The sequence below is a fragment of the Oenococcus oeni DSM 20252 = AWRIB129 genome, assembly GCF_000372485.1.
Lineage (GTDB): Bacteria > Bacillota > Bacilli > Lactobacillales > Lactobacillaceae > Oenococcus > Oenococcus oeni.
Genome location: NZ_AQVA01000009.1, coordinates 40,541 through 60,402, shown reverse-complemented (window position 1 = coordinate 60,402; position 19,862 = coordinate 40,541). Strand labels below are relative to the sequence as shown.

At 36.5% G+C, this 19,862-nt stretch carries 23 protein-coding genes and 1 tRNA gene; 17 read left to right on the top strand and 7 right to left on the bottom strand.

Annotated features, from left to right (window positions below; genetic code table 11):
- Positions 1-6: 6 nt before the first annotated feature.
- From polA to zapE, 6 genes are read left to right on the top strand one after another with little or no spacing between them, the layout of a single operon-like run.
- Positions 7-2,742, top strand: a complete 2,736-nt coding sequence (gene polA / locus A3G9_RS0107035; protein WP_002821049.1) for a DNA polymerase I — start codon at positions 7-9, stop codon at positions 2,740-2,742.
- Positions 2,729-3,262, top strand: coding sequence for an NUDIX hydrolase (locus A3G9_RS0107030; RefSeq protein ID WP_002821594.1), 534 nt, complete (start codon positions 2,729-2,731; stop codon positions 3,260-3,262). The genes polA and A3G9_RS0107030 overlap by 14 nt, the downstream gene beginning before the upstream one ends.
- Complete coding sequence (gene mutM, locus A3G9_RS0107025; protein WP_002820147.1) at positions 3,255-4,079, top strand: bifunctional DNA-formamidopyrimidine glycosylase/DNA-(apurinic or apyrimidinic site) lyase; 825 nt, start codon at positions 3,255-3,257, stop codon at positions 4,077-4,079. The genes A3G9_RS0107030 and mutM overlap by 8 nt, the downstream gene beginning before the upstream one ends.
- The gene (coaE, locus tag A3G9_RS0107020; protein WP_002821595.1) at positions 4,058-4,681 is read left to right on the top strand and encodes a dephospho-CoA kinase; all 624 of its coding nucleotides are present in this window, start codon (positions 4,058-4,060) and stop codon (positions 4,679-4,681) included. The genes mutM and coaE overlap by 22 nt, the downstream gene beginning before the upstream one ends.
- On the top strand, positions 4,678-5,928 hold the full coding sequence (locus A3G9_RS0107015; RefSeq protein ID WP_002820142.1) for a DnaD domain protein: 1,251 nt from the start codon (positions 4,678-4,680) through the stop codon (positions 5,926-5,928). Before coaE ends, A3G9_RS0107015 begins: the two co-directional genes overlap by 4 nt.
- The gene (gene zapE / locus A3G9_RS0107010; RefSeq protein ID WP_002820141.1) at positions 5,925-6,728 is read left to right on the top strand and encodes an AFG1/ZapE family ATPase; all 804 of its coding nucleotides are present in this window, start codon (positions 5,925-5,927) and stop codon (positions 6,726-6,728) included. Before A3G9_RS0107015 ends, zapE begins: the two co-directional genes overlap by 4 nt.
- A 4-nt stretch (positions 6,729-6,732) precedes the next feature.
- Here the strand turns inward: zapE and A3G9_RS0107005 are convergent, their stop codons facing one another.
- The gene (locus A3G9_RS0107005; RefSeq protein WP_002816729.1) at positions 6,733-7,158 is read right to left on the bottom strand and encodes a YslB family protein; all 426 of its coding nucleotides are present in this window, start codon (positions 7,156-7,158) and stop codon (positions 6,733-6,735) included.
- Positions 7,159-7,221: 63 nt separating this feature from the next.
- On the opposite strand from A3G9_RS0107005, the gene murI reads away from it, so the two are divergent.
- From murI to A3G9_RS0106970, 7 genes are all read left to right on the top strand, one after another.
- Entirely contained in the window at positions 7,222-8,067 is an 846-nt protein-coding gene (murI, locus tag A3G9_RS0107000) for a glutamate racemase (RefSeq protein ID WP_002820139.1), read from the top strand.
- Entirely contained in the window at positions 8,064-8,597 is a 534-nt protein-coding gene (locus tag A3G9_RS0106995; RefSeq protein ID WP_002820138.1) for a YfcE family phosphodiesterase, read from the top strand. Before murI ends, A3G9_RS0106995 begins: the two co-directional genes overlap by 4 nt.
- Before the next feature lie 42 nt (positions 8,598-8,639).
- Positions 8,640-9,062: a DUF948 domain-containing protein gene (locus A3G9_RS0106990; RefSeq protein ID WP_002820137.1), complete on the top strand. Its 423-nt coding sequence runs from the start codon at positions 8,640-8,642 to the stop codon at positions 9,060-9,062.
- A gap of 5 nt (positions 9,063-9,067) precedes the next feature.
- The gene (locus tag A3G9_RS0106985) at positions 9,068-9,553 is read left to right on the top strand and encodes a hypothetical protein (RefSeq protein ID WP_002820136.1); all 486 of its coding nucleotides are present in this window, start codon (positions 9,068-9,070) and stop codon (positions 9,551-9,553) included.
- Positions 9,554-9,666: 113 nt separating this feature from the next.
- Positions 9,667-10,653, top strand: a complete 987-nt coding sequence (locus A3G9_RS0106980) for a LacI family DNA-binding transcriptional regulator (protein ID WP_002820135.1) — start codon at positions 9,667-9,669, stop codon at positions 10,651-10,653.
- A gap of 59 nt (positions 10,654-10,712) precedes the next feature.
- Positions 10,713-10,786, top strand: a tRNA-Lys gene (locus A3G9_RS0106975).
- A 1,154-nt stretch (positions 10,787-11,940) separates the two neighbouring features.
- On the top strand, positions 11,941-12,960 hold the full coding sequence (locus A3G9_RS0106970) for a hypothetical protein (protein WP_002820294.1): 1,020 nt from the start codon (positions 11,941-11,943) through the stop codon (positions 12,958-12,960).
- 79 nt (positions 12,961-13,039) lie between these two features.
- Here the strand turns inward: A3G9_RS0106970 and A3G9_RS0106965 are convergent, their stop codons facing one another.
- Entirely contained in the window at positions 13,040-13,642 is a 603-nt protein-coding gene (locus tag A3G9_RS0106965; RefSeq protein WP_002821596.1) for a recombinase family protein, read from the bottom strand.
- A 368-nt stretch (positions 13,643-14,010) separates the two neighbouring features.
- On the opposite strand from A3G9_RS0106965, the gene A3G9_RS0106960 reads away from it, so the two are divergent.
- The 4 genes from A3G9_RS0106960 (at position 14,011) to A3G9_RS0106945 (ending at position 16,786) form a co-directional block, all read left to right on the top strand.
- Positions 14,011-14,586 carry a WxL domain-containing protein gene (locus A3G9_RS0106960; protein WP_002820292.1) on the top strand — a complete coding sequence of 192 codons (576 nt, stop codon included), beginning with the start codon at positions 14,011-14,013 and terminating at the stop codon, positions 14,584-14,586.
- A 138-nt stretch (positions 14,587-14,724) separates the two neighbouring features.
- Positions 14,725-15,171 (top strand): WxL protein peptidoglycan domain-containing protein, encoded by a 447-nt coding sequence (locus A3G9_RS0106955; protein ID WP_226489930.1) that lies wholly within the window; start codon positions 14,725-14,727, stop codon positions 15,169-15,171.
- A gap of 17 nt (positions 15,172-15,188) precedes the next feature.
- Positions 15,189-15,683 (top strand): DUF3324 domain-containing protein, encoded by a 495-nt coding sequence (locus A3G9_RS0106950; RefSeq protein WP_002820290.1) that lies wholly within the window; start codon positions 15,189-15,191, stop codon positions 15,681-15,683.
- 863 nt (positions 15,684-16,546) lie between these two features.
- Complete coding sequence (locus tag A3G9_RS0106945; protein ID WP_002820289.1) at positions 16,547-16,786, top strand: hypothetical protein; 240 nt, start codon at positions 16,547-16,549, stop codon at positions 16,784-16,786.
- A gap of 37 nt (positions 16,787-16,823) precedes the next feature.
- Here A3G9_RS0106945 and A3G9_RS0106940 read toward each other — a convergent pair whose 3' ends face one another.
- The 5 genes from A3G9_RS0106940 to A3G9_RS1000000110500 form a co-directional block, all read right to left on the bottom strand.
- On the bottom strand, positions 16,824-17,186 hold the full coding sequence (locus tag A3G9_RS0106940) for a hypothetical protein (protein ID WP_002820288.1): 363 nt from the start codon (positions 17,184-17,186) through the stop codon (positions 16,824-16,826).
- 172 nt (positions 17,187-17,358) lie between these two features.
- On the bottom strand, positions 17,359-18,138 hold the full coding sequence (locus A3G9_RS0106935) for a (S)-acetoin forming diacetyl reductase (protein WP_002820287.1): 780 nt from the start codon (positions 18,136-18,138) through the stop codon (positions 17,359-17,361).
- Between the two features lie 107 nt (positions 18,139-18,245).
- Positions 18,246-18,686 carry an Rrf2 family transcriptional regulator gene (locus tag A3G9_RS0106930; protein WP_002820284.1) on the bottom strand — a complete coding sequence of 147 codons (441 nt, stop codon included), beginning with the start codon at positions 18,684-18,686 and terminating at the stop codon, positions 18,246-18,248.
- 79 nt (positions 18,687-18,765) lie between these two features.
- On the bottom strand, positions 18,766-19,392 hold the full coding sequence (locus A3G9_RS1000000110505; RefSeq protein WP_226489929.1) for a diacylglycerol/lipid kinase family protein: 627 nt from the start codon (positions 19,390-19,392) through the stop codon (positions 18,766-18,768).
- On the bottom strand, positions 19,365-19,739 hold the full coding sequence (locus A3G9_RS1000000110500) for an acylglycerol kinase family protein (protein ID WP_004164862.1): 375 nt from the start codon (positions 19,737-19,739) through the stop codon (positions 19,365-19,367). The genes A3G9_RS1000000110505 and A3G9_RS1000000110500 overlap by 28 nt, the downstream gene beginning before the upstream one ends.
- Positions 19,740-19,862 lie beyond the last annotated feature (123 nt).

Sequence of the window (19,862 nt, the reverse complement as noted above, 5' to 3'; positions counted from 1 at the left end):
AAATAAATGCCCAGAGTTGGGCATTTTTGTTTGAGCTTGAAAACGACTGTTAAAATAAAAGCAATGACAAAAACACTTTTATTAATTGATGGTAATTCCTTAGCTTTCAGAGCTTTTTACGCTATGTATAATCAACTGGACAGAATGGTTGCTCATACTGGCTTGCATACCAATGCTTTAGTTGCTTTCAACAATTTTTTCGATCAGGTTGTTGAAAAAATGAATCCGGATTACGCCTTGGTTGCCTGGGACGCCGGGAAAGGGGCGACCACTTTTCGTGCCAAAATTTTTGACGACTACAAAGGCGATCGTCAGACTACACCGCCGGAATTATCGGAACAATTTCCTTATCTAAGAAAAATGGTCGATTTACACGGAATCCATTCTTATGAGTTACCGGGTTTTGAGGCTGATGATATTATTGGTACTTATTCAAAGCTCGCTGAAAAAGCCGGCTTGAAAACGACGATTATTACTGGAGACCGGGATTTAACTCAATTGGTCACTGACAACGTTTCTGTGAATGTCACTAAAAAAGGCGTTACTGAATTAGATAGATATACACCGAAATTTTTGGCAGAAAAGTGGGGCGGCATTACCCCAAGTCAAGTGATTGAAATGAAGTCCCTGACCGGCGATACATCTGATCATTATCCAGGCGTGACGAAAGTCGGCTTGAAAACGGCAATTAAATTGTTAAATGAGTTTGGCAGCCTTGATGGAATTTATCAGCACATTGATTCAATGAAGACTTCAAAGCTTAAGGAAAATCTCTTAAATGATAAAGAGTCGGCTTATCGCGCACATGAATTAGCCACCATTCGAACAGATGCACCGGTTGAATTGGAAATGAAGGAATTAATCAATCAACCGATTAATTTTCAGGAATTAATTCCCTTTTATGAAGAACTGGATTTTAAGGTTCAATTGGCCAAAATTCATTCAATGCAGAAAGCCGGCATGGTGGGACAAGACCAAGAAGAAGAAAAAAACGTTCAAGTCACAGAATTAAAAGCGGCAAATCTTGATCATTTATCGGAAATAAAGAATTATTTGACTGTCTATTTTCAGACTGATTCCGACAATTATCACACTGCTAAAATTTCAGCTTTTGTAGTTGGAAACGAAAATGATGGCTATTTTGCCAGTAGAGATCTTGAATTGTTGAATTCCTCGGTAGTAAGGAAACTTTTTAAGGGTGATTTGCCGAAATATGTTTTTAATGCCAAAGAGTTGATTGTTTTGCTTAATCGGCTTGGATTACAAATTAATAATTTGGATTTTGATTTTTTGTTGGTCTCTTATTTGCTTGATACCACGGATAACGATAATCAGTTAGCTACTTTAGCAAATCGTTTTAATGTTTTTCTTGAATCGGATGCCGAAGTATACGGAAGCGGGGTTAAGTTTAAAATTCCTGAAAACAACGAGACTCTATTTTCTCATATGGCCAATAAGGCCTCGACGATTAGTAAACTGCATGATCCGTCTATGAAAAAACTTTCTGATCATCAGCAGGCTGAGTTGTATCGGCAAATAGAATTACCCTTGTCAAAAGTTCTGGCTTCAATGGAAATTAACGGTATCAAGCTTGACCAAGCAGAGTTGAAGAAACTTGGCCAGGAATTCGACCAACGTATTTTTGAATTGGAGAAACAAATCTATGAGGAGGCCGGTCAGGAATTTAATATTAATTCTCCAAAACAATTGGCCGATTTGCTCTTTGCTCATATGAAAATACCGCCGATTAAGAAAACTAAAACCGGTTACTCAACTGCTGCTAATGTACTTGAAGAATTAGCCGAAAAATATCCTTTCGTTGGTTTGATTTTGCAATATCGACAATTGGCAAAACTCAATTCGACATATGTAAAGGGTTTATTGGAAGTTGTGAATCCTGACGATAGCAAGATTCATACTCGCTATTTACAGACACTAACGCAAACCGGGCGACTTTCCTCGGTTGATCCCAATATGCAGAACATTCCCGATCGCGATGAAGAAGGAAAACGAATTCGAAAGGCTTTTGTTCCGAGCCATGAAGGCTGGGAAATTTTTGGTTCCGATTATTCACAAATTGAACTGCGTGTTTTGGCTCACGTTACTGGGGATGAAAACTTAAAAAAAGCTTTTGAATCAGGAGAAGATATTCACGCGGCTACGGCTCGTTCTATTTTTGGTCTTAGCACTGATCAAAAAATAACTTTCGATCAGCGTCGTCGTGCAAAAGCCGTCAATTTTGGGATTGTTTATGGAATTTCCGATTTTGGTTTAGCTCAACGCTTGGGAACTTCAAGAATTGAAGGGAAGGAAATTATTCAGACTTATTTTCATGAATTTCCGAAGGTTAAAAACTGGATTGATTCGATTATTGCTTTAGCTCACAAACAGGGGTATGTAGAAACGATTGCTCAACGCCGTCGTTATTTACCGGATATTCACAGCAAAAATTTCAATTTGAGATCTTTTGCGGAACGAACCGCTACTAATACACCAATCCAAGGTTCGGCCGCTGACATTATTAAAATTGCCATGATTAAAATGCAGCAGGCCTTAGACGATAATCATCTTAAGGCAAAGATGCTTTTACAAGTTCATGATGAATTGATTTTCGAAGCTCCTAAGCAGGAGATTGATATTTTAGAAGAGCTTGTTCCAAAAGTCATGGATTCGGCCGTCAAATTAAATGTCCCTCTGCGTGTCGAAGCACATCATGGAGTTAACTGGTATGACGAAAAATAAATTCGATAATCGCGCCGACAAACTTGGAGAAAGTTGGGATTTGTTAAATAAAGAAGGCCGAAAAATTGGATTAAAGCATCGTGGGGAGCCTTTCAAACCTGGAGAATGGCATTCACTTGTCAATGCAAGCATTTTTAATTATCAACATGAGATTTTAATGCAGCAACGTTCCTTTAATAAAATTGGACGACCTGGTGAGTGGGATTTTGAGACCGGTGGTTCTGTGTTGGCCAGCGAAGATTCTCTAACGGCGATCAAGCGAGAAGTTAAAGAGGAAGTTGGCCTTGAACTCAATTTCTCTGAAGAGAATTTCGTTGAAACTTTTCGTAATTGGCCTGTTTTCGACAATTGGTATGTTATCAAAGCCGACCTATCGATTAAGGATATTAGGATTCAAAAGTCTGAACTTGAACAAGCAAAGTTCATGCCTTTCGATCAAGCGATTAAATATTTATCATCTAATTATTTGCCTTATCTTTTGAAAGCTTATAAAAAATTATTTGGAGAGGAAAATGCCTGAATTACCAGAAGTTGAAACTGTCCGTCGTGGATTAAAAAAATATTTCGAAAATGAAAAAATCAAAGATTTAAAGATTATTTATCCAAAACTGTTGGATAGCGATCGGACAGAATTTATCGAAAAAGTTGTCGGTTCAACTGTTTCTAGAATTGATCGACGTGGTAAATTTCTTCTTTTTCGTCTCGATAATAATTTGACGATTGTTTCCCATCTGCGTATGGAGGGAAGGTACTCGGTCGAGGCTGCTCAAGAGGCTCCGCATAAACATACGGAAATGATTTTTGAACTTGAAAATGGTAAACAGGTTTTTTATGACGATACACGAAAATTTGGAAAAATGAAGTTGGTGAAAAGCGGCAACGAAGCGGTTGAAGTTAAGTCGATCGGGTCAATGGGTCCGGAACCGGTTGAGAGCGATTTGACATTTGATTATTTCTATAATCGTTTGCAAAAGTCCAAAAAAGCTGTCAAAGCTTTGCTTTTGGATCAAAACAATGTTGCTGGAATCGGAAATATTTATGCCGATGAAGTATTATGGCTCAGCGAAATAAGCCCTTTGCGGCCAACCAATGAAATCAGTGAAGAAGAGGCTGATAATTTACGGGAAAATATAATTCGGGAGTTGGCCTTTGCGATCGAAAACGGTGGTTCGACGGTTCATTCTTTTATCGATGCATCCGGTCACACCGGTCGTATGCAGGACAAGCTCCATGCCTATGGACGAGCAGGACAGCCGTGCGAGCGCGATGGAGGCGAATTAATTAAAATTAGAGTTGCACAGAGGGGAACGACCTATTGTCCAAAATGTCAAAAATAAAGATGAAAAAAATTGGTTTGACCGGTGGGACTGGCAGTGGCAAAACGACTGTTTCCAATATTTTTCGCGAACTTGGTTATACGATTATCGATGCTGACCAAATAGCCCGCGAAGTAGTTATGCCAGGACGCCCGGAATTAGAAGAAATCAAAAATGCTTTTGGTTTACCGATTATGAAGGGCGCTTCTTTGAACCGAAAAGAACTAGGAAAAATTGTTTTTTCTGATCCAGAAGCGCTGAAAACATTAAATTCAATTACCCATCCTTCTATTAGACAATTGATGCAGATGCAGATGGAATTTTTTGAAAACGAGGGCAGAATCAAGACACTGATTCTTGATATTCCTTTGCTTTACGAGGGTGGATGGCAAAACCAACTGGATTCTGTGATTGTTGTTGATGCCGATAAAAAAACTCGACTCAGGCGCCTTATTATGCGTGATCATATTTCCGAACAGCAGGCAATCAACCGGATTGCGGCCCAAATGCCTTTGGAGGAGAAAGTTGATAGAGCTGATTTTGTCGTGGATAATTCTCGCGATAAAGCCAGTTTAAAGGAATGCGTGCTAAAATTTATCTCTGAAAATAAGCTTGAACCATGATTGAAAGACAAACACAATTGAATTCATATTGGAATTTTATCGTTAATCCCGTTAGTTTTGACAGCAATGATCTTAAAAACCTGACCCGTTTTTATCTACCACTGATTGGAGTTGATTCTTTTTCAACTTATTTTCAGTTATTGGATTCAAGCGAAACATCCTATCAAATAAACGATTTGTTGGATCTTTTAAATATTTCTTTAACCGGGTTTGATGATGCAAGAAAAAAACTTGAAGCTACTGGTTTGTTGAACAGCTATCTGGACGATCGAACTTTGTTGTTCAAATTAAAAAAACCACTTTCTCGGGATGATTTTTTTTCCGATGATTTATTATCGAGCTTTTTCTTCAGTGTTGTTGGCGAGGAACGCTTTCAAATAATTGTCGATGGGACAAAAAAGACTTTTCCCAATTTCTCTGGAATTAAGCTTAATGCGAACTTTTATGAAGCTTTTGGCGATTTATCTTTAAAAAAACCGAAAATAGATCAATCACAATTCAAGAAAACCAAAAAATCATTTCCGAATATCGATGCTGACGATTTTGATTTTTCTATCATCGAAGATAATTTAAAAAAATACGGTGTTTCCGAAACAGAAATATCCAAGGAACATAATTTTATTGTTTCACAGCATTTGATTTATGGTTTTTCCGAGGAACAGATACTTGATTTACTGGCGAATTCACTTTTAATCGATAAAAAAACGATTGAACACAGTCTTTTTCGTCAACAGATTAATAAATTAGCTTCTAAGCCGCGACAACAGGCTGAAAAAAGGGACGATTCTGACCTTTCTGGGCAGTTATCCAATGACGAGCGACAATTGGTCAAGGCAGCCCAATCACTTGCGCCTTATCAATTTTTGGCTCAATTAAAGCAGGTCCGTGGTGGCATTGTAACGAGTTCGGAGCAAAAAAATCTGGAACATTTATTCGACTTGGGATTAGCTCCAGACGTGATTAATATTTTGACCCATCAAGTTATAATTGGGATGGAGTCAAGTAATCTGCCTGCGCCTCTTTCCCAGGCAATTGCCGATTCTTTTCTGCAGGCTAAAGTTAAAAATGCTGCGGAAGCAATTTTGTCAATTAAGTCCCGGCAAAAAAAACAGAATGAAAAACATAATTTTAAAAATGGACCGCTTCAAAAGGAAAAGAAAATAGATTATGGAACCGCTGAAAAAGTAGATAACCAAATTGCTTTAGATGCTTTGGCAAAATATCAGCATGAGAAGAAGAACTCATGAATTTAACCGAAATCTTAAAAAATCCACAAGTCAATAAATTCGTTACAGAAAATCATCTACAGGATAAAAAACGGCTACTGAAAGATAATGCAGATGTTTTGGCTGATTTTGTCAATCAAATCAAGCAGCCTTTATTTCCGGATTATTATCCGGAACTCTTTTTGGTTAACGACACGATCAATATTTTCTACGAAAAAGCGGCCAATGCCGTTTCTGAGAATCAGTTAAGGATTGGTCAAGCCAAAGAATTGGCAAAAGTTACTTTTGCCGATTTTAGTGTTGATGAACAGAGAAATCAAGCTTTGTTGGCTTCAATTTCTTTTTTCGAGGATTACTCGGCAAGTCAACAATTTAAGAAGGGCATCTATCTTTGGGGAAACTTCGGTGTTGGAAAAAGCTATTTGATGTCGGCTTTACTAAACGAATTGGCTGCCAAGGATATCGAAACAGCTTTCGTGAATGTCTCCGCATTGATTAACCGCCTGAATGAAATTCAGATGCTGGAAAAGCAGCGCCTGATTCGCAAAATCGCGCACAGCCGAATTCTTGTTTTTGATGATTTGGGAGCTGGTGATTTAACGACCTGGGTCCGCGATAACGTTATTGGGGCAATTCTTGACGACCGGATGAATTATCAACGACCGACTTTTTTTACTTCCAATTTTGATATAAAGTCTCTGCAGGAACAATATCTTTCTATAGCTCGGGGAGTTGCAGAGCCAATTAAGGCAGCGCGAATAATCGAGAGAATCAAATTTTTGAGCGAGCCGATTAAAATGGGCGGACAAAGTCGTCGCTGATTAATTAGTCAATGTAAACCGTAAAGATAACTCGCGATTTATCATCGGACTGATATGAACATTCAGTTCCTCTATGAGTTTGTTGCTGAATTTCTTGAGCTAAAAATCCGGCTTCGAGAAAATATGAGGGCTCATCGATTGCTGCAGACCTAATTTTTATTGCTTCGCCTGTTAAAAGCCAGCTTTCTTTGTTTTCCTTTTGAGAAGAAATCTGAATATCTCCCCATCCGGCTGCTGAAAAAAATTCTTGAATGCCGTTTAACGTTTTTGTATAAAATTGCCGGGCAACTTCTTTTCCCGCGTAATAAAGAATGTCATTAGCATCGTCATCTAAAATATCATTTAAAATTCCGTCACGTAATAAGGCCAACGAAAAGGCTGTTTGATTATTTGAAAATTTTGAAAGGTTTTTATAAGCGTCTTTCTTCACACCAATTAGTATAGCTTTTTGTAACGAATCATAAAAGTTACATAAACATTCTATACTTAAGATATGGATAATCGAGGAATTGGATACATAGATTCTGGCTTGGGCGGTTTAACCGTTGTCCGCGAAGCTTTAAAACAATTACCGAATGAGTCGGTTTATTTTGTTGGTGATGAAGCGCGAATGCCTTATGGACCGCGACCAACTGTTGAAATTCAAAAATTTACCTTGCAAATGGCCGATTTTCTCGTTAAAAAACACAATATTAAAGCGTTGGTCGTTGCTTGTAATACAGCTACCGCACAGGCTCTGCCCCAGTTAAGGGCGTATTTGGAGATACCGGTAATTGGTGTTATTTCTGCCGGGGCGCTCGCCGGTATCAATGCGACAAGAAATTTACATGTCAATGTCATCGGAACCCAATCGACTGTTGAGTCGAAGGCTTATTATGACCAATTAATAGCCCTGAATTCCGATTTGGTTATTGAACAAAAAGCTCTTCCTGAATTCGTTCAACTTGTTGAAAGCGATATGGCGGGAACTCCTAAGGGAAAACAAATCGTTTATCAAGCGATTCATAATTGGATGGAAGAAAAAAACGATGGTAAAAAATCCGATACCTTAGTTCTAGGATGTACTCATTTTCCTATTTTGAAGAAGGAAATTCAGGCAGCGGTCGATAAAAACGTAGCAGTTGTTGATCCGGCTTCAGAGGAAATCCTTCAAACAGCGGAGATAATGAGAAAAAATAACGCTTTTCACGATTCAAAGAATATTAATCATCATGAAAAAGACGTTTTTTATACGACTGGAAATATTGGCCGTTTTTCCAAATTCACTCGTGAATGGCTCAATAAAAGCAATTTAACGATTAAAGAACTTCATATTGATCAAAAAGGTTTAAAAGAATGAAATATTTAATCTTTAGTGACACACACGGCGATAGGGCTGAATTTCAGGAAATTCTCAATCATTATCGAGATAATCCGGAGATTGCCGCTATTTTTTACAATGGAGATTCTCAATTCGAATCGGACGATCCAATTTGGGAGAATATTCATGTTGTTTTAGGCAATATGGATCTTTTTTCCAGTGATTTTCCAATTGAAAATGTCTATAAAAATAAAACTGACGATATAACTATTTACCAAACTCATGGGCATTTGGCTCATGTCAACAATGGTTTTGAAAAGCTCGATCACTTAGCAAACAAGCACCATGCCGATATTGTTCTATTTGGGCACACGCATGTTATTTTGGCCGAAAAATACAATGGGAAGCTATTTATAAACCCTGGCTCAACTACATATCCCCGTGGACCACAGCGATCGATCGGTGGCACTTATGTGATTTTAACTATTAATAAGAGTGAATTTATCGTTGAATATTTTTCGCGTAGTTTCAAGGAAATACCATTTTTACGCCAGGTTTTCAGCAGATAATTCGTCTTGAAAGCAGTTATAATGTAGAAAACAGGAGGGCATATGAATATTGGTCAAATAGCAGGATTAATTGCTGCGATTGCTTTCGCAGTCCTCGTAATTGCAATTGTCGTTGTTTTGATTTCAATTAATCAGACAATAAGGATTTTAAAAAAACACATTGAACCGATTGCAAGCGACGCTGATCAAATTACTGCCACTACTAAGTCGCTTCTAAATGATCTGACAAGCAAGGTAGAACGTTTGGATCCGGTCGTTCAGGCAACGGCGGATTTAGGCTCGACAGTCAGCCACTTTACGGATAAGATTAATAAAAAAAAGACTGAGGTTGTCGGCAAAAAAGCAAAAGCCTGGAAAATGGTTAACAACTTGACCGATTCGGCACTTAAGTCTGGTGTGATCTTCAGTGCGGGAGAAGCAGTATTCAATCGATTCAAAAAGAGTAGAGCAAAGAAGAAAGGATGATAAAAATGGCAAAAGGATTGGTAGCAGGTATTTTGGCAACTGCGGCAGCTTATGTTGCTTTTAAAGCTCTGCCTCAAGAGAAACAAGATGAATTAATTAAAAAAGCCAAAGATACCGGTAATAAATTAAAAGATTTAGGGTATGATGCCGCATACGCTGGCGCTGATTTGGCAGGTGACCTCTCTGAAAAAGCAAAGAATAAAGTTGGCGAATTTGATGAGCAAATCAAAGATTCGAAATACGCCGATACCTATCAAGGAGTTAAAGACAAGGCGGCAGACGTTATTGATCAGGCTTCCCCTTATGTCGAAAAGGCAAAGGACAAAGCTTATGATTTAGTCGATAAAGCAAGTCCTTATGTCGATAAAGCCAAAGACACAATTGATGATTTACGTCACCGTTTTTCCAAAGAAGACATCGATTTAGAAGAAGATGATGCTTTAAAAGACGATTTGACAAAACCGGATAGTGACGAAAAAGAAGATAAATGATGAAAAGTTAGGATAATTCCTAGCTTTTTTACTAACTTTATTAGAATATTTCGTATGTAATCGCTTGCATAATGTTTTCATAATCGTTATTATTTATATAATAGGTAAAAGTGATGACAGATAACAAGCAACCAACAATATATGACGTTTCGGAAAGGGTTGGCGTTAGTCTTGCGACAGTTAGTCGTGTAGTTAACAATAACGGCAAAGTTAAATCAGAAACGAGACAAAAAGTCTTAAAAGCAATTAAAGAGCTAAATTACCGACCAAATGCAATGGCCAAGGGACTCGCGAGTTCAAAAACTACGATGATCGGGATGGTTATGCCCGACTTGACTGATTTGTATTATGCGGAATTAGCTCAAGGAATCGATGCGGTTGCGAAAATTTATAAGTATTCGGTTACTCTTGCTGTTTCCGACGAAAATCCGGAAGCCGAGAAAGCTGCTCTGAATACTTTAATCGACAAACATGTTGACGGAATGATTTACATGGGCAATAAGACTTCCGGGGAAATGTTGAAACTTTTGGAAGATTCTCCTTTTCCAGTCGTTTTTGCCGGCTCGGTCGATCCCCAGGGAAAACTTCCTTCGGTTAATATTAATTACGTTAAGGCCTTCAGTCAGGCTGGTGAAATGCTTAAGAAAAGCGATCTTGACGAGTCCGAAGTTGCTTTGGTTGATAATCCTGGAGAGGGAAGCTTATCAAGTTTGAGACAACAAGGATTTTTAAATGCCGTTTCTGGCGGAAAAATTTATGAATCGGATGACGATTATCAAGCGGGTTATAATTTAGCCCAGCATTTGTACGAAGATGGTATTAAAGCGGTTATTGTCGGTGAAGACGAACCAGCCTTGGGAATTTTAAATTATATGCAGGATAACGGAATTAAAGTTCCCGACCAGTTTCAAATTATTTCTTCGAATGATACAAAACTTGTCAAAATGGCTCGCCCGGCCATTTCATCGGTTACGCAACCTAAGTTTGACATCGGTGCTGTTGCAATGCGCTTGCTGACGAAATTAATGTCTGGACAGGAAATTGATGATTCAAAAGTTGTTTTACCTCACGAATTTGTAATGCGAGATACAACAAAGTAAAAAAAGCTTGCAAAAATGTTTATATTCCCGTAAAATATTTTTGTTGCGTAAAAAGCAATGCCCCTTTAACTCAGCTGGTTAGAGTAGGGGATTTTTAATCCCAAGGTCCCCGGTTCGAGTCCGGGAGGGGGCACTAGATGGTCAATCTGGTGTCCTTGGGAATAACCGCCATATGGCGGTTTTTTTGTACCCAAATGCCGATTTGCAAGCCTTTTGCGATCTGCTCAAACATCTAACTGTCTATGACGGATGCTCATTAAAAATGCATAATTTACTGCACAACATCTTATTGAAAATTTATAATCGTAATAGTTTTGCGGGTTTAGACATATCGAATTGAGATACCCTTGGACAGTAAAAAAGGGTATAGCTATGGTGCGTATAGCGCAAAGCTTAATTTTCTTTGAAATATTTGAATAAGTTCAATTTTTTTATATATCGTAGTCGTGCGGTTTTACTTGCCGATCTTTTTTTGAAGCTTTGATTTTTCCAAATCTATCCATGAATTTATCAATCCTATTTTTTAATGAATAAAATCGATATCTTCAATCGTGGGATCTTTAACCTCCTCAATATCCATATTTGTTTGAATATCGATAAAAATAGCCGGTTTTGAGCCGTTATTGAGACAATCTTAAGAATTAGTTCCAAGTTTTTTAAAATCTCCATACTTTGAGAATTTTAGTTCTTAAAACTTTCCAGTATGATGCGCGATATTACGTCGTTTATCAAATCTATTTGGGTAATCTCCGCTACGAAACAATATCGATATGGAAGAAACAGATATTTTTATGCGTGACAAGAAAAAGCTGCGAAGCGTTTATCAAGGACAGGGTAGTCAAGTTCTTTATTAGATATACAAGTTCAAAGTAACAAGAGATCCAGGAAATAGCCAAGGATTCGGTAATTTTTTTGTTTTGCGATCTTTTAGGTGCTTCTGCTCTATTTGTAACTGTTTTTTTATTTTGAATCCGTCTGTGCATACCGAAGAGCGCCACCACAATTTACCCAAATATTTTCACTAATTTTTTTATTTTTATCCTTTTAAAAAACTAATTGGATTTCGGACTTTATTTAAAAGTTTGGGATTAGTAGTAGTTGCTTGTTTGTACCGAAACCTTTACATATTAATAACTCAAGTTCTATTTTTGTAGTATTAAAAATATATCATTTAATTATTTTTTTATTTTCTATCTTTTAATTTGTAATTGTTTGCTATACAAACGTTTACAATTAAACAGGTTCACATTTGTGAAGGGATAGTGAACTAATTTTTTGGAGAGGGAAATGAAAAAAATAAATAAATCGTTTTACAAACAATGGTGGTTTTGGTTGGTCCTTGTTGCTTTAGCCGTGATTGCTCTATTAACTGTTTTTACAATGGTAAAAAATAGTGAGAGTTATCAAGCAGGGAAGTATAGAGTTTACCAAACAAAAATAACTTCTGTGAAATCAAATAGTTATTACACTTGGTTACTTAAAGGAACAACTTCAGCTCCTAATGGTTCTAAAATAATTGTTACTCCATATAGTCAAAGTAACCTGAATTACGGATTTACAGCAGGTGAATCCGTAGCTGGAGCAGGTTGGGCAAAAGTTAGCAATGGGAAATTCTCTGTTGTAGTTGATCCGATAGGTATAACTAATTCTGTTGATCCCAAAAGTGGAGATAAAACGAAAACTTCTATTTTGGCCGTAACCAATTATCAAAAGAAATGGACTTCGCCCGAGATTTCAAAAAATATTCTTAAAAAGGCAGGCAAATTTGGCTATACCACATTGGTCGTGAATGGAGCAATGTCACGGTATATCAAAAGCCTATCTTCAAAGAAAAAGACAACCTCGAGTAGTTCGAGCTCCTCATCAACTGCAGCGTCTTCGTCGTCATCTACAGAGGCTTTTTCCTCTGCTGATTATCGATCCGATATAACTTATGATTCATTGGCCAGAAACCCCGATCAATACAAAGGACAAAAAGTGGTTTATACCGGAGAAGTTGTTCAGGTATTGGAAGGTGATGACGAAACCGATTTGCGGGTTGCGATCAATGGTGACTATGATGATATAGTCTATGTCGCCTTTGATCCTTCGATTATGAACGGATCACATATCTTGGAGAATGATAAGATCCAATTTTATGGCAAATCAAAGGGTGATTACACTTATAAAGTAACTTCTGGTACAAAAATAACGGTTCCGTTGGTTATTGCCAAAAAGATTAATGACCAAGGACTGCTCCTGATGATTATGGTGAATGATATGGAAACTCTCGATTTTTCGAGAGTTTTATTTTGCACTTATGAATAATTTTAAAAAATCGTTAGAAACAATCCTGACGATTTTTTTAAAACATTATTTTATATTTTCGATATATTCAATAATTTAATCATAAATGTAATTCGTGTTTGATTCGATAAACCGTACTATGACTTACACCATATTTTTTAGCTAATCGAATTGCAGATTCACCTTTTTTTAAGTCCTTTTTAATTGCTAAATATATTGACCGTCTATGTATATTATTCGTTAAAGCACTATAAAGAACAGGCCGACCCTTGTATATTCCTTTTGTTTTAGCTATTTCAATTCCTTGTCTTTGACGTTCGTGAATTCTTTCCCGCTCGCTTTGTGCTTGAAATTTGAAAACAGTTAACAATATGTCGTTTAACATATTTCGCAAATTCGGATCTGGGATAGCCGAAAAATCCGGTAAGTCCAGGCTTTGAAATGTAGCACCTTTTTCTCGGATTAGTTGAATTAATTTAGTTAAATCATTAGCGTTGCGTCCCAAACGATCAAGACTGGTCACATATACAATATCTCCTTTTTTAAGAGAAAATAATAAGTTTTTTAATTTATTTCGTTCGCTAAAATTTTTACCAGATTGTTTTTTGGCAAAAATACGATCAACTGGAATAGCCTTTAAGCGGGCAATTTGCCGAGCTAAGTTTTGTTCCTGAGAAGAAACCCGTGCATAAGCAATTTTCATTTTTTATAGTATCCAAATATTTATTAAACATTCCAAAGTAATGATTATTAATTTCAGTTTAACAATTTTATTTTAATTGCGCTATGGGTAGACCCTAAACATACAGGCACCTAAATTTTAGCATAATAAATTTAGTAGTGAGTAAAATCACTAAAGCTTATCAAATCAATCTTTTTAATTTAAAAAAGCAAAATTATTGATAGAATATTGATCTTTTTCAAGAAAATTATTTTATAAGGATCGAATTTTTAGGGTCTACCCATAATGTAGAAGACCATGAATGTATGGCACATGACCGAAAGTTAATCTCGTTTAATAAAATAATTGCATTTAAGGAAAGCCTTTTCAAAATGGCTTAGGAGTTTTTTATGAAAAAAATATCAAAAATTGCCCCACTGTCCTTATTGGCGTCGCTGTCATTGGGGCTGTTTGCTCTGGTTAGCCCAATTAGCAGTGCCTATGCCGATACAACAGGATCTAGTACGACGAGTGTAGGTGTCACCGCGGGGAGCTTGTCTTTAGATAGCACTCCTGATCTTGCTTTCACTTCTTTAGGAGTTGGTGATATTGCTAATGCAACCTCGACCGTAAACAGCCCTTTGGACACAGCGGGAAATATCCAGGTTACAGATGATACCGGTTCAGGTGACGGTTGGTCTCTTGCAGCTGGAGTTACGGATTTAACTAATGGAGATAATACACTTGATGTATCGTCACTGACTATCAATAATGTTTCTATTACTCCTTCAACTGATGGAAGTACCACCAGTACGGTTTGGGATAATTCTGCATCGACTGGCGGAACATTGACTCAAGCACTCAGCTCGAGCAATACTTCGATTACGCTTGGACAAGATACAAATGTTCTAGCTGGCACTTATTCGGGAAGCGTTAACTGGGTATTAACGGCTAATACGTCCGCTGAAACTCAAGGTGCTGAATAATTGTTTTCGTTTCTTTGTTCTTTATGCAAGCCGGAGATCAATTTCTTTGGCTTTTTATTTTGTTAGGGAGGTTAAAGGAAGTTCATGTATAAATTTCTTCTGCATTTCAATTTGATTCTGATATCTTTACTGGGTTTTTTGTTAATTAACGGTTTCAATGCCAGTGCACAAACAAAAGCCGGTTTTACGGTTAAACCGGTGCAATCAGATGCTAACAATCATAGGGATTATTTTGAATTAAAAGTAAATCCGAATACTGTACGGACGGTCAAATTAATTATAAAAAATACAAGCAGTTCTTTGAAAACATTTAAGGCTGAAGCCAACACTGCTTATACAGGAGATTCTGGTTTAATTCAATATAATCTTAGAAATACAGGTCATAGGGTTAAAGGAAAACTGCTATTTTCAAAAATGGCTGGTCATGTTCAAAGAGCAAGCTTAAAAGCTGGTAGGTCTAAAACACTGACTTTTAAAATAAAAATTCCAAAAAAAGTTTTTCCGGAACGGTTGTCGGTGGATTATACATTAAAGAAGAAGCAAATAGCCAAAACGATAAAAAAAGCGGCAGTGGTATTCAATTAAAAAATACTTATGCAGTAGTGGTTCCGGTCTTTTTGTCTGAAAAAGACAAAGTTGTTCATACCAAGTTACTTTTAGAAAATGTAAAACCAGCATCGATCAATAAAGTTCCTGTGATTCTAGCTAAAATTTCCAATCAAACGCCAACGGTTTTCGGAAAACTAAAGATAACTTCCGAGGTTCTCGATAGCGATGGGAATACAGTAATTTCTAAAAGTTCCAATACAAATATGCAGATGGCCCCTAATTCAAATTTTAATTATGCTATTAGCACAAATGATAAAAGTATCAAGGCTGGGAAATATATCTTAAAACTCGAGGCACAATCTGGAACTCGGAACTGGAATTTTTCCAGAAAATTTACAATTTCTAAGAAAATGGCTGCCCGTGTTAACAAGAAAATTGTCATTAAACGCAATTATTCATGGATTTGGTTCTCTTTAGCTTTACTTATTGTTCTTCTGTTACTGGCTTTGGCCTACTGGCTGGGCAGGAGACACAACTTGAAAAAGTAAAATGTCCTTTTTTGCATAACTTTATTTTCAAAACCATTAAAATTCAAAGCAAAAATATAAAGAACAGAAAAACGTTCGAGTAATAGTGGAAAGATACAAAAATATATTGATTTTAATAAATAAACATAGGAACAAATTAAGAATGAATTATTTTGATAACGAATACACAGCAACGCCGTAAAAAAGGTTTTGTTATGTCTCTTTAATATGTCGGATCGGTGTCAAATCCGTTTCCCTCGGGAATAATCACCATATGTTGGTTATTTGTGCCAGAATATTGATGATTTGAAATGGCTTGAATTTCTTCTCGTTCTTTTTATTTAATTGAATTTAAGCGATCATCAGTTCCGATAAAATCAATATCATCTTGATTAGGCCTTGATCGTTATTGATTAAAGATCTTAGCTTTTTCATCATCGTTCTGGATAAATTACTCGTTATTATTGGAAAATTGTTTTTATACAGGTTTTTTGAGCAATAACGTAGTAATTATTTTTTTGCATTAAGCGGTCTGGTTATAAAAATTGTTTTTTTAATTAAATCAAAAAAAATTTTTAATTGCTAAAAAAGATTAGCTTCTTCAAATCGAGGAGGAGCCAATCTTTTTTAAATTATTCAAATGTCTAATTTTTTGTAAGTTTAATATTTTTAGAAAATGCATAAAGATCGCATGTCCAAAAAAATCAGTCAGGAAGAATCAGCGGATCAATGTGAACAAAACTTTATATTTTTTATTTATGATTAATTTTACTTTTATTTATGCTTAATGATTTTAAAATATATTGATAGTCGTAGCCCTTGTTTAAAGGGGAAACAAATATTTTTGCAAAATTTTACGACGAGGATTTAAAAAGAGGTTGAACATGGATCAAGATTGTTATCAAGGATTACCAGATTACAAAAATTTTTTGGTTTATCAGTACTTAATGCTTGATAAGAATAAGCTTGCACAATTTAAAGCCAAATTTCATGGCAGCTATAAAAGAACTGTTAACAAATTACAGTGGGGCGGTCAGGAAACAGCAGATGGAATTCGTTTTTTGGAAAAAGATCTTGATTTTGATATTTTGAATCATAAGTTTAACGAGCTCTTTCAACGCTGATTTTTTATTTTAAATTTTGTATGCAAGTACGAAAAAATTAATTTTCGCTTTCTTCAAAGGCATTTTGGATCTTAACGATTGCCGAAGTCGAATAAACATTTTTTATATCGTCACCGACATAGAAAAAACCGTAGTTAATTATTAAATCGGTTATATAGTCCAATAATCCAACGGTAGCGTCGACCCCAACCGACAAATCCGGTAGAAGATGGTTGGAAAATTCTTTTGGGAAAGCATCAAAGTATTCTTTTTTGCTTTTATAGACCCTTTCATCATGCCTTTTAAAAACTTCATCTGCATTATGAGGCCGCAGACCACCCAACTTATCATTTTCGGTTATTTTTAATTTCTCTCCGTTGCTGAAAAATAAAGTAGCTGTTGCAATTTTAATTTTAGACATTTTATTGTTTTATCCCTCCAAGATTTCAACAAAAATGCTGATAATTAATTATCAGTCTTTGTGGAGTCGAAAGAACAAAAAATACTGATTTTTTTATTAATTCGGACCAATAAAAAAAGAATCACCTATAAAAGTGGTCCTTTTTTATTAATCTTGATTTCTTGATAATGTTTTAGTTGAAAACCATACCTCCATCAACGACGATTGTTTGACCGGTAACATAATTCGAATCAGAACTTGCTAGAAAGCCAACTGCATTGGCAACATCTTCCGGTTCGGAAATTCTACCCAAGGCGATTCCTTTGGCAAATTGATTCATTCCCCAGTCGTCGTCTTTTCCGGCATTCTTGCCGACTTCGTGCGCAATGTCTTCCATCATTGGTGTTTTTACAATTCCAGGTGCGTAAGCATTAACAGTAATACCAAATTTAGCCAACTCTTTGGCAGTTGTTTGAGTAATTCCACGAATCGCAAATTTTGTCGATCCGTAAGCGGTTAAATCTGGATTGCCTTGAACTCCGGCTTGGGAGGTAGCGTTGATGATTTTTCCAGCGTGATTGAATTTCTTAAAAATGGTCGCAGCCGCTTGAATTCCCCATACAACACCATCAACGTTGATTTTCCAGGTCCATTCCATATCGTCTTCGGTGACTTCCATAATTGGAGTGGTTGGAGCAACGCCAGCGTTATTGACGACAACATTCAAATCTCCGAAATTGTCGCTTATTTCTTGAAAAGCTGCAAAAACTTCGTCGCGTTTTGAGACATCGGCTTTTTTGGCTATAGCAGTATCGGAACCATATTCTTCATTTAGTTCTTTTGCCACTGCTTCGACTTTTTCTAAATGTCTACCAATCAGTCCCGTCTTGAAACCGTCTTTTGCCAGTCTTTGAGCAATTGCTTTACCAATTCCTTGACCAGCTCCCGTAATAATTGCAACTTTATTTGACATCTTTGCCTCTAATTTTATCCGTATAAATATTTGTAAAATAAATCACAAAAAATATTCTAGCAGAAGATAATTTTCATAACAAGATGCAAATTAAAAAATAGTGAAAATTACTTGATGCTATCAAATTGTTTCTCCCGCGCTTTAGTGTCGTTAATAATATCTTGTAGTGTAATTTCAGCCATTTTCATTTCTGCAGCTGTCTGGATTTCTCTATAATAATGATCCAGAACTTTTGGAATGGCTGTACCGATCGGGCAAAGCATGTCGGTATTTTGATCAACGTTTAATAGATTTCTTTTTTGGGAAACTGCAAGGTATGTTTCTTGGAGAGTAATTTGCTCAGCAGCCTTTGCCAAGACCGGTTGAGGTGAACCTTGAACGGCATTTAACAAGTGAGCTTTTTTTAATTTACTCATAATTCTTCTAACTAAACTGGGGGCCGTTTGCAAACTAACCGCAATTTCGGAACTTTTAACGGATTGTTTGTTTTTGTGCAGAGCAATATAAACTAAAACATGAGTCGCATCGCTTAATTGAGTGTTGGCCATTAAAACCTCTCCTGAATAATATTGTACAACGATCGTCAGTACAAACGGTCTGTGGTAGCGATTGCTTCATTCGTTTATATTATTTTTCGGATTTTGTCGGTATCCAAAAAGGATATGTTGTTCGAGAAAAATTTAATTGAAAAGAATTTTCATTCAAGACCTGGCCATCAATTTGAGCTAACTGTTTGGAATCGACATTTAAGCTGAAATCATCTTTTAAAGTTTTGTTGTAGACTGATTTCATTTTGTATTGAAAAGATCCGAATACGATTGTCAGCAAATTACCGATTAGTTGAATTAAATTATTTTTTTGAAAAACAACCAGTTTTAAGTTGTGCATCTCAATTTTCTCATCGGGGGCAATCTTGATTCCACCGCCAAAATATGGATGATTGGTCACGGTCATTAGAAAAGCGTTGGGAAATTTCTTTTGCAGATTGTTGCCCTCGAATTCCGCTGAATATGATTTTGCTTGAAAAACCATTGCAATTGCCGAGATTAGGTAACTAACTGCCCCAAATCCAACATAGTTGAATCTTTTTTTAAACTTTGATTTGTTGCTTGCGTTGACGACTGCCCCGTCGAATCCGATCCCGAATCTATTCATGAAGTAGTGTTTCTTTGGGTTATTATTTAGTTGATAAACGCCAATATTCAGATTATTGGAATGATCGACTTTTAACAACTCCTGCAGATTTTTTTCCAATGTCGGGCAGATTCTAATTTAGCTCCCCGAGCGAAATCATTGCCTGAACCGGCAGCTATATAAGCCAGCGGCAGGGGATGTTTTCGTTTCGCGTCAAGCAGACCGTTTAGAACTTCATGGAGGGTTCCATCCCCTCCAAAGGCCAAAATTACAATATTGGATTTTTTATCGGGCAAGTCGCTTGCCAAATCATAAGCATAGTCTCTCGGCGCCCCAGGATAGGATGAAATCAGAACCGAAAGGCGTATATCAAGACCAATAATATAATCTTGTATCTTATGCCAGATTTCACGTCCTCGATAATTACCAGCGTGTTGATTAATGATTGCGTAAAAATGCGGCCTCATATTTTTTTAATTGTAAGCTTCATTAAAAATGATTCTCATAATTTTAAAAATAACTTCTAAAAAAGATACCCATTTTTGTGTCTTTTTCATTAAAAAAAGCTTTTTTCTATCATATTTTCCATG

Coding starts and splice junctions, on each gene's coding strand:
- A3G9_RS0106965 (WP_002821596.1), bottom strand. CDS start 13,642: ATGAAAATTGCTTATGCACGGGTTTCTTCTCAGGAACAAAACTTAGCT.
- A3G9_RS0106930 (WP_002820284.1), bottom strand. CDS start 18,686: ATGGCCAACACTCAATTAAGCGATGCGACTCATGTTTTAGTTTATATT.
- A3G9_RS0106940 (WP_002820288.1), bottom strand. CDS start 17,186: ATGTCTAAAATTAAAATTGCAACAGCTACTTTATTTTTCAGCAACGGA.
- A3G9_RS0106945 (WP_002820289.1), top strand. CDS start 16,547: ATGGATCAAGATTGTTATCAAGGATTACCAGATTACAAAAATTTTTTG.
- murI (WP_002820139.1), top strand. CDS start 7,222: ATGGATAATCGAGGAATTGGATACATAGATTCTGGCTTGGGCGGTTTA.
- zapE (WP_002820141.1), top strand. CDS start 5,925: ATGAATTTAACCGAAATCTTAAAAAATCCACAAGTCAATAAATTCGTT.
- A3G9_RS1000000110500 (WP_004164862.1), bottom strand. CDS start 19,739: ATGAGGCCGCATTTTTACGCAATCATTAATCAACACGCTGGTAATTAT.
- mutM (WP_002820147.1), top strand. CDS start 3,255: ATGCCTGAATTACCAGAAGTTGAAACTGTCCGTCGTGGATTAAAAAAA.
- A3G9_RS0106985 (WP_002820136.1), top strand. CDS start 9,068: ATGGCAAAAGGATTGGTAGCAGGTATTTTGGCAACTGCGGCAGCTTAT.
- A3G9_RS0106960 (WP_002820292.1), top strand. CDS start 14,011: ATGAAAAAAATATCAAAAATTGCCCCACTGTCCTTATTGGCGTCGCTG.
- A3G9_RS0106935 (WP_002820287.1), bottom strand. CDS start 18,138: ATGTCAAATAAAGTTGCAATTATTACGGGAGCTGGTCAAGGAATTGGT.
- polA (WP_002821049.1), top strand. CDS start 7: ATGCCCAGAGTTGGGCATTTTTGTTTGAGCTTGAAAACGACTGTTAAA.
- A3G9_RS0106970 (WP_002820294.1), top strand. CDS start 11,941: ATGAAAAAAATAAATAAATCGTTTTACAAACAATGGTGGTTTTGGTTG.
- A3G9_RS0107015 (WP_002820142.1), top strand. CDS start 4,678: ATGATTGAAAGACAAACACAATTGAATTCATATTGGAATTTTATCGTT.
- A3G9_RS0106980 (WP_002820135.1), top strand. CDS start 9,667: ATGACAGATAACAAGCAACCAACAATATATGACGTTTCGGAAAGGGTT.
- A3G9_RS0107030 (WP_002821594.1), top strand. CDS start 2,729: ATGACGAAAAATAAATTCGATAATCGCGCCGACAAACTTGGAGAAAGT.
- A3G9_RS0106990 (WP_002820137.1), top strand. CDS start 8,640: ATGAATATTGGTCAAATAGCAGGATTAATTGCTGCGATTGCTTTCGCA.
- A3G9_RS0106995 (WP_002820138.1), top strand. CDS start 8,064: ATGAAATATTTAATCTTTAGTGACACACACGGCGATAGGGCTGAATTT.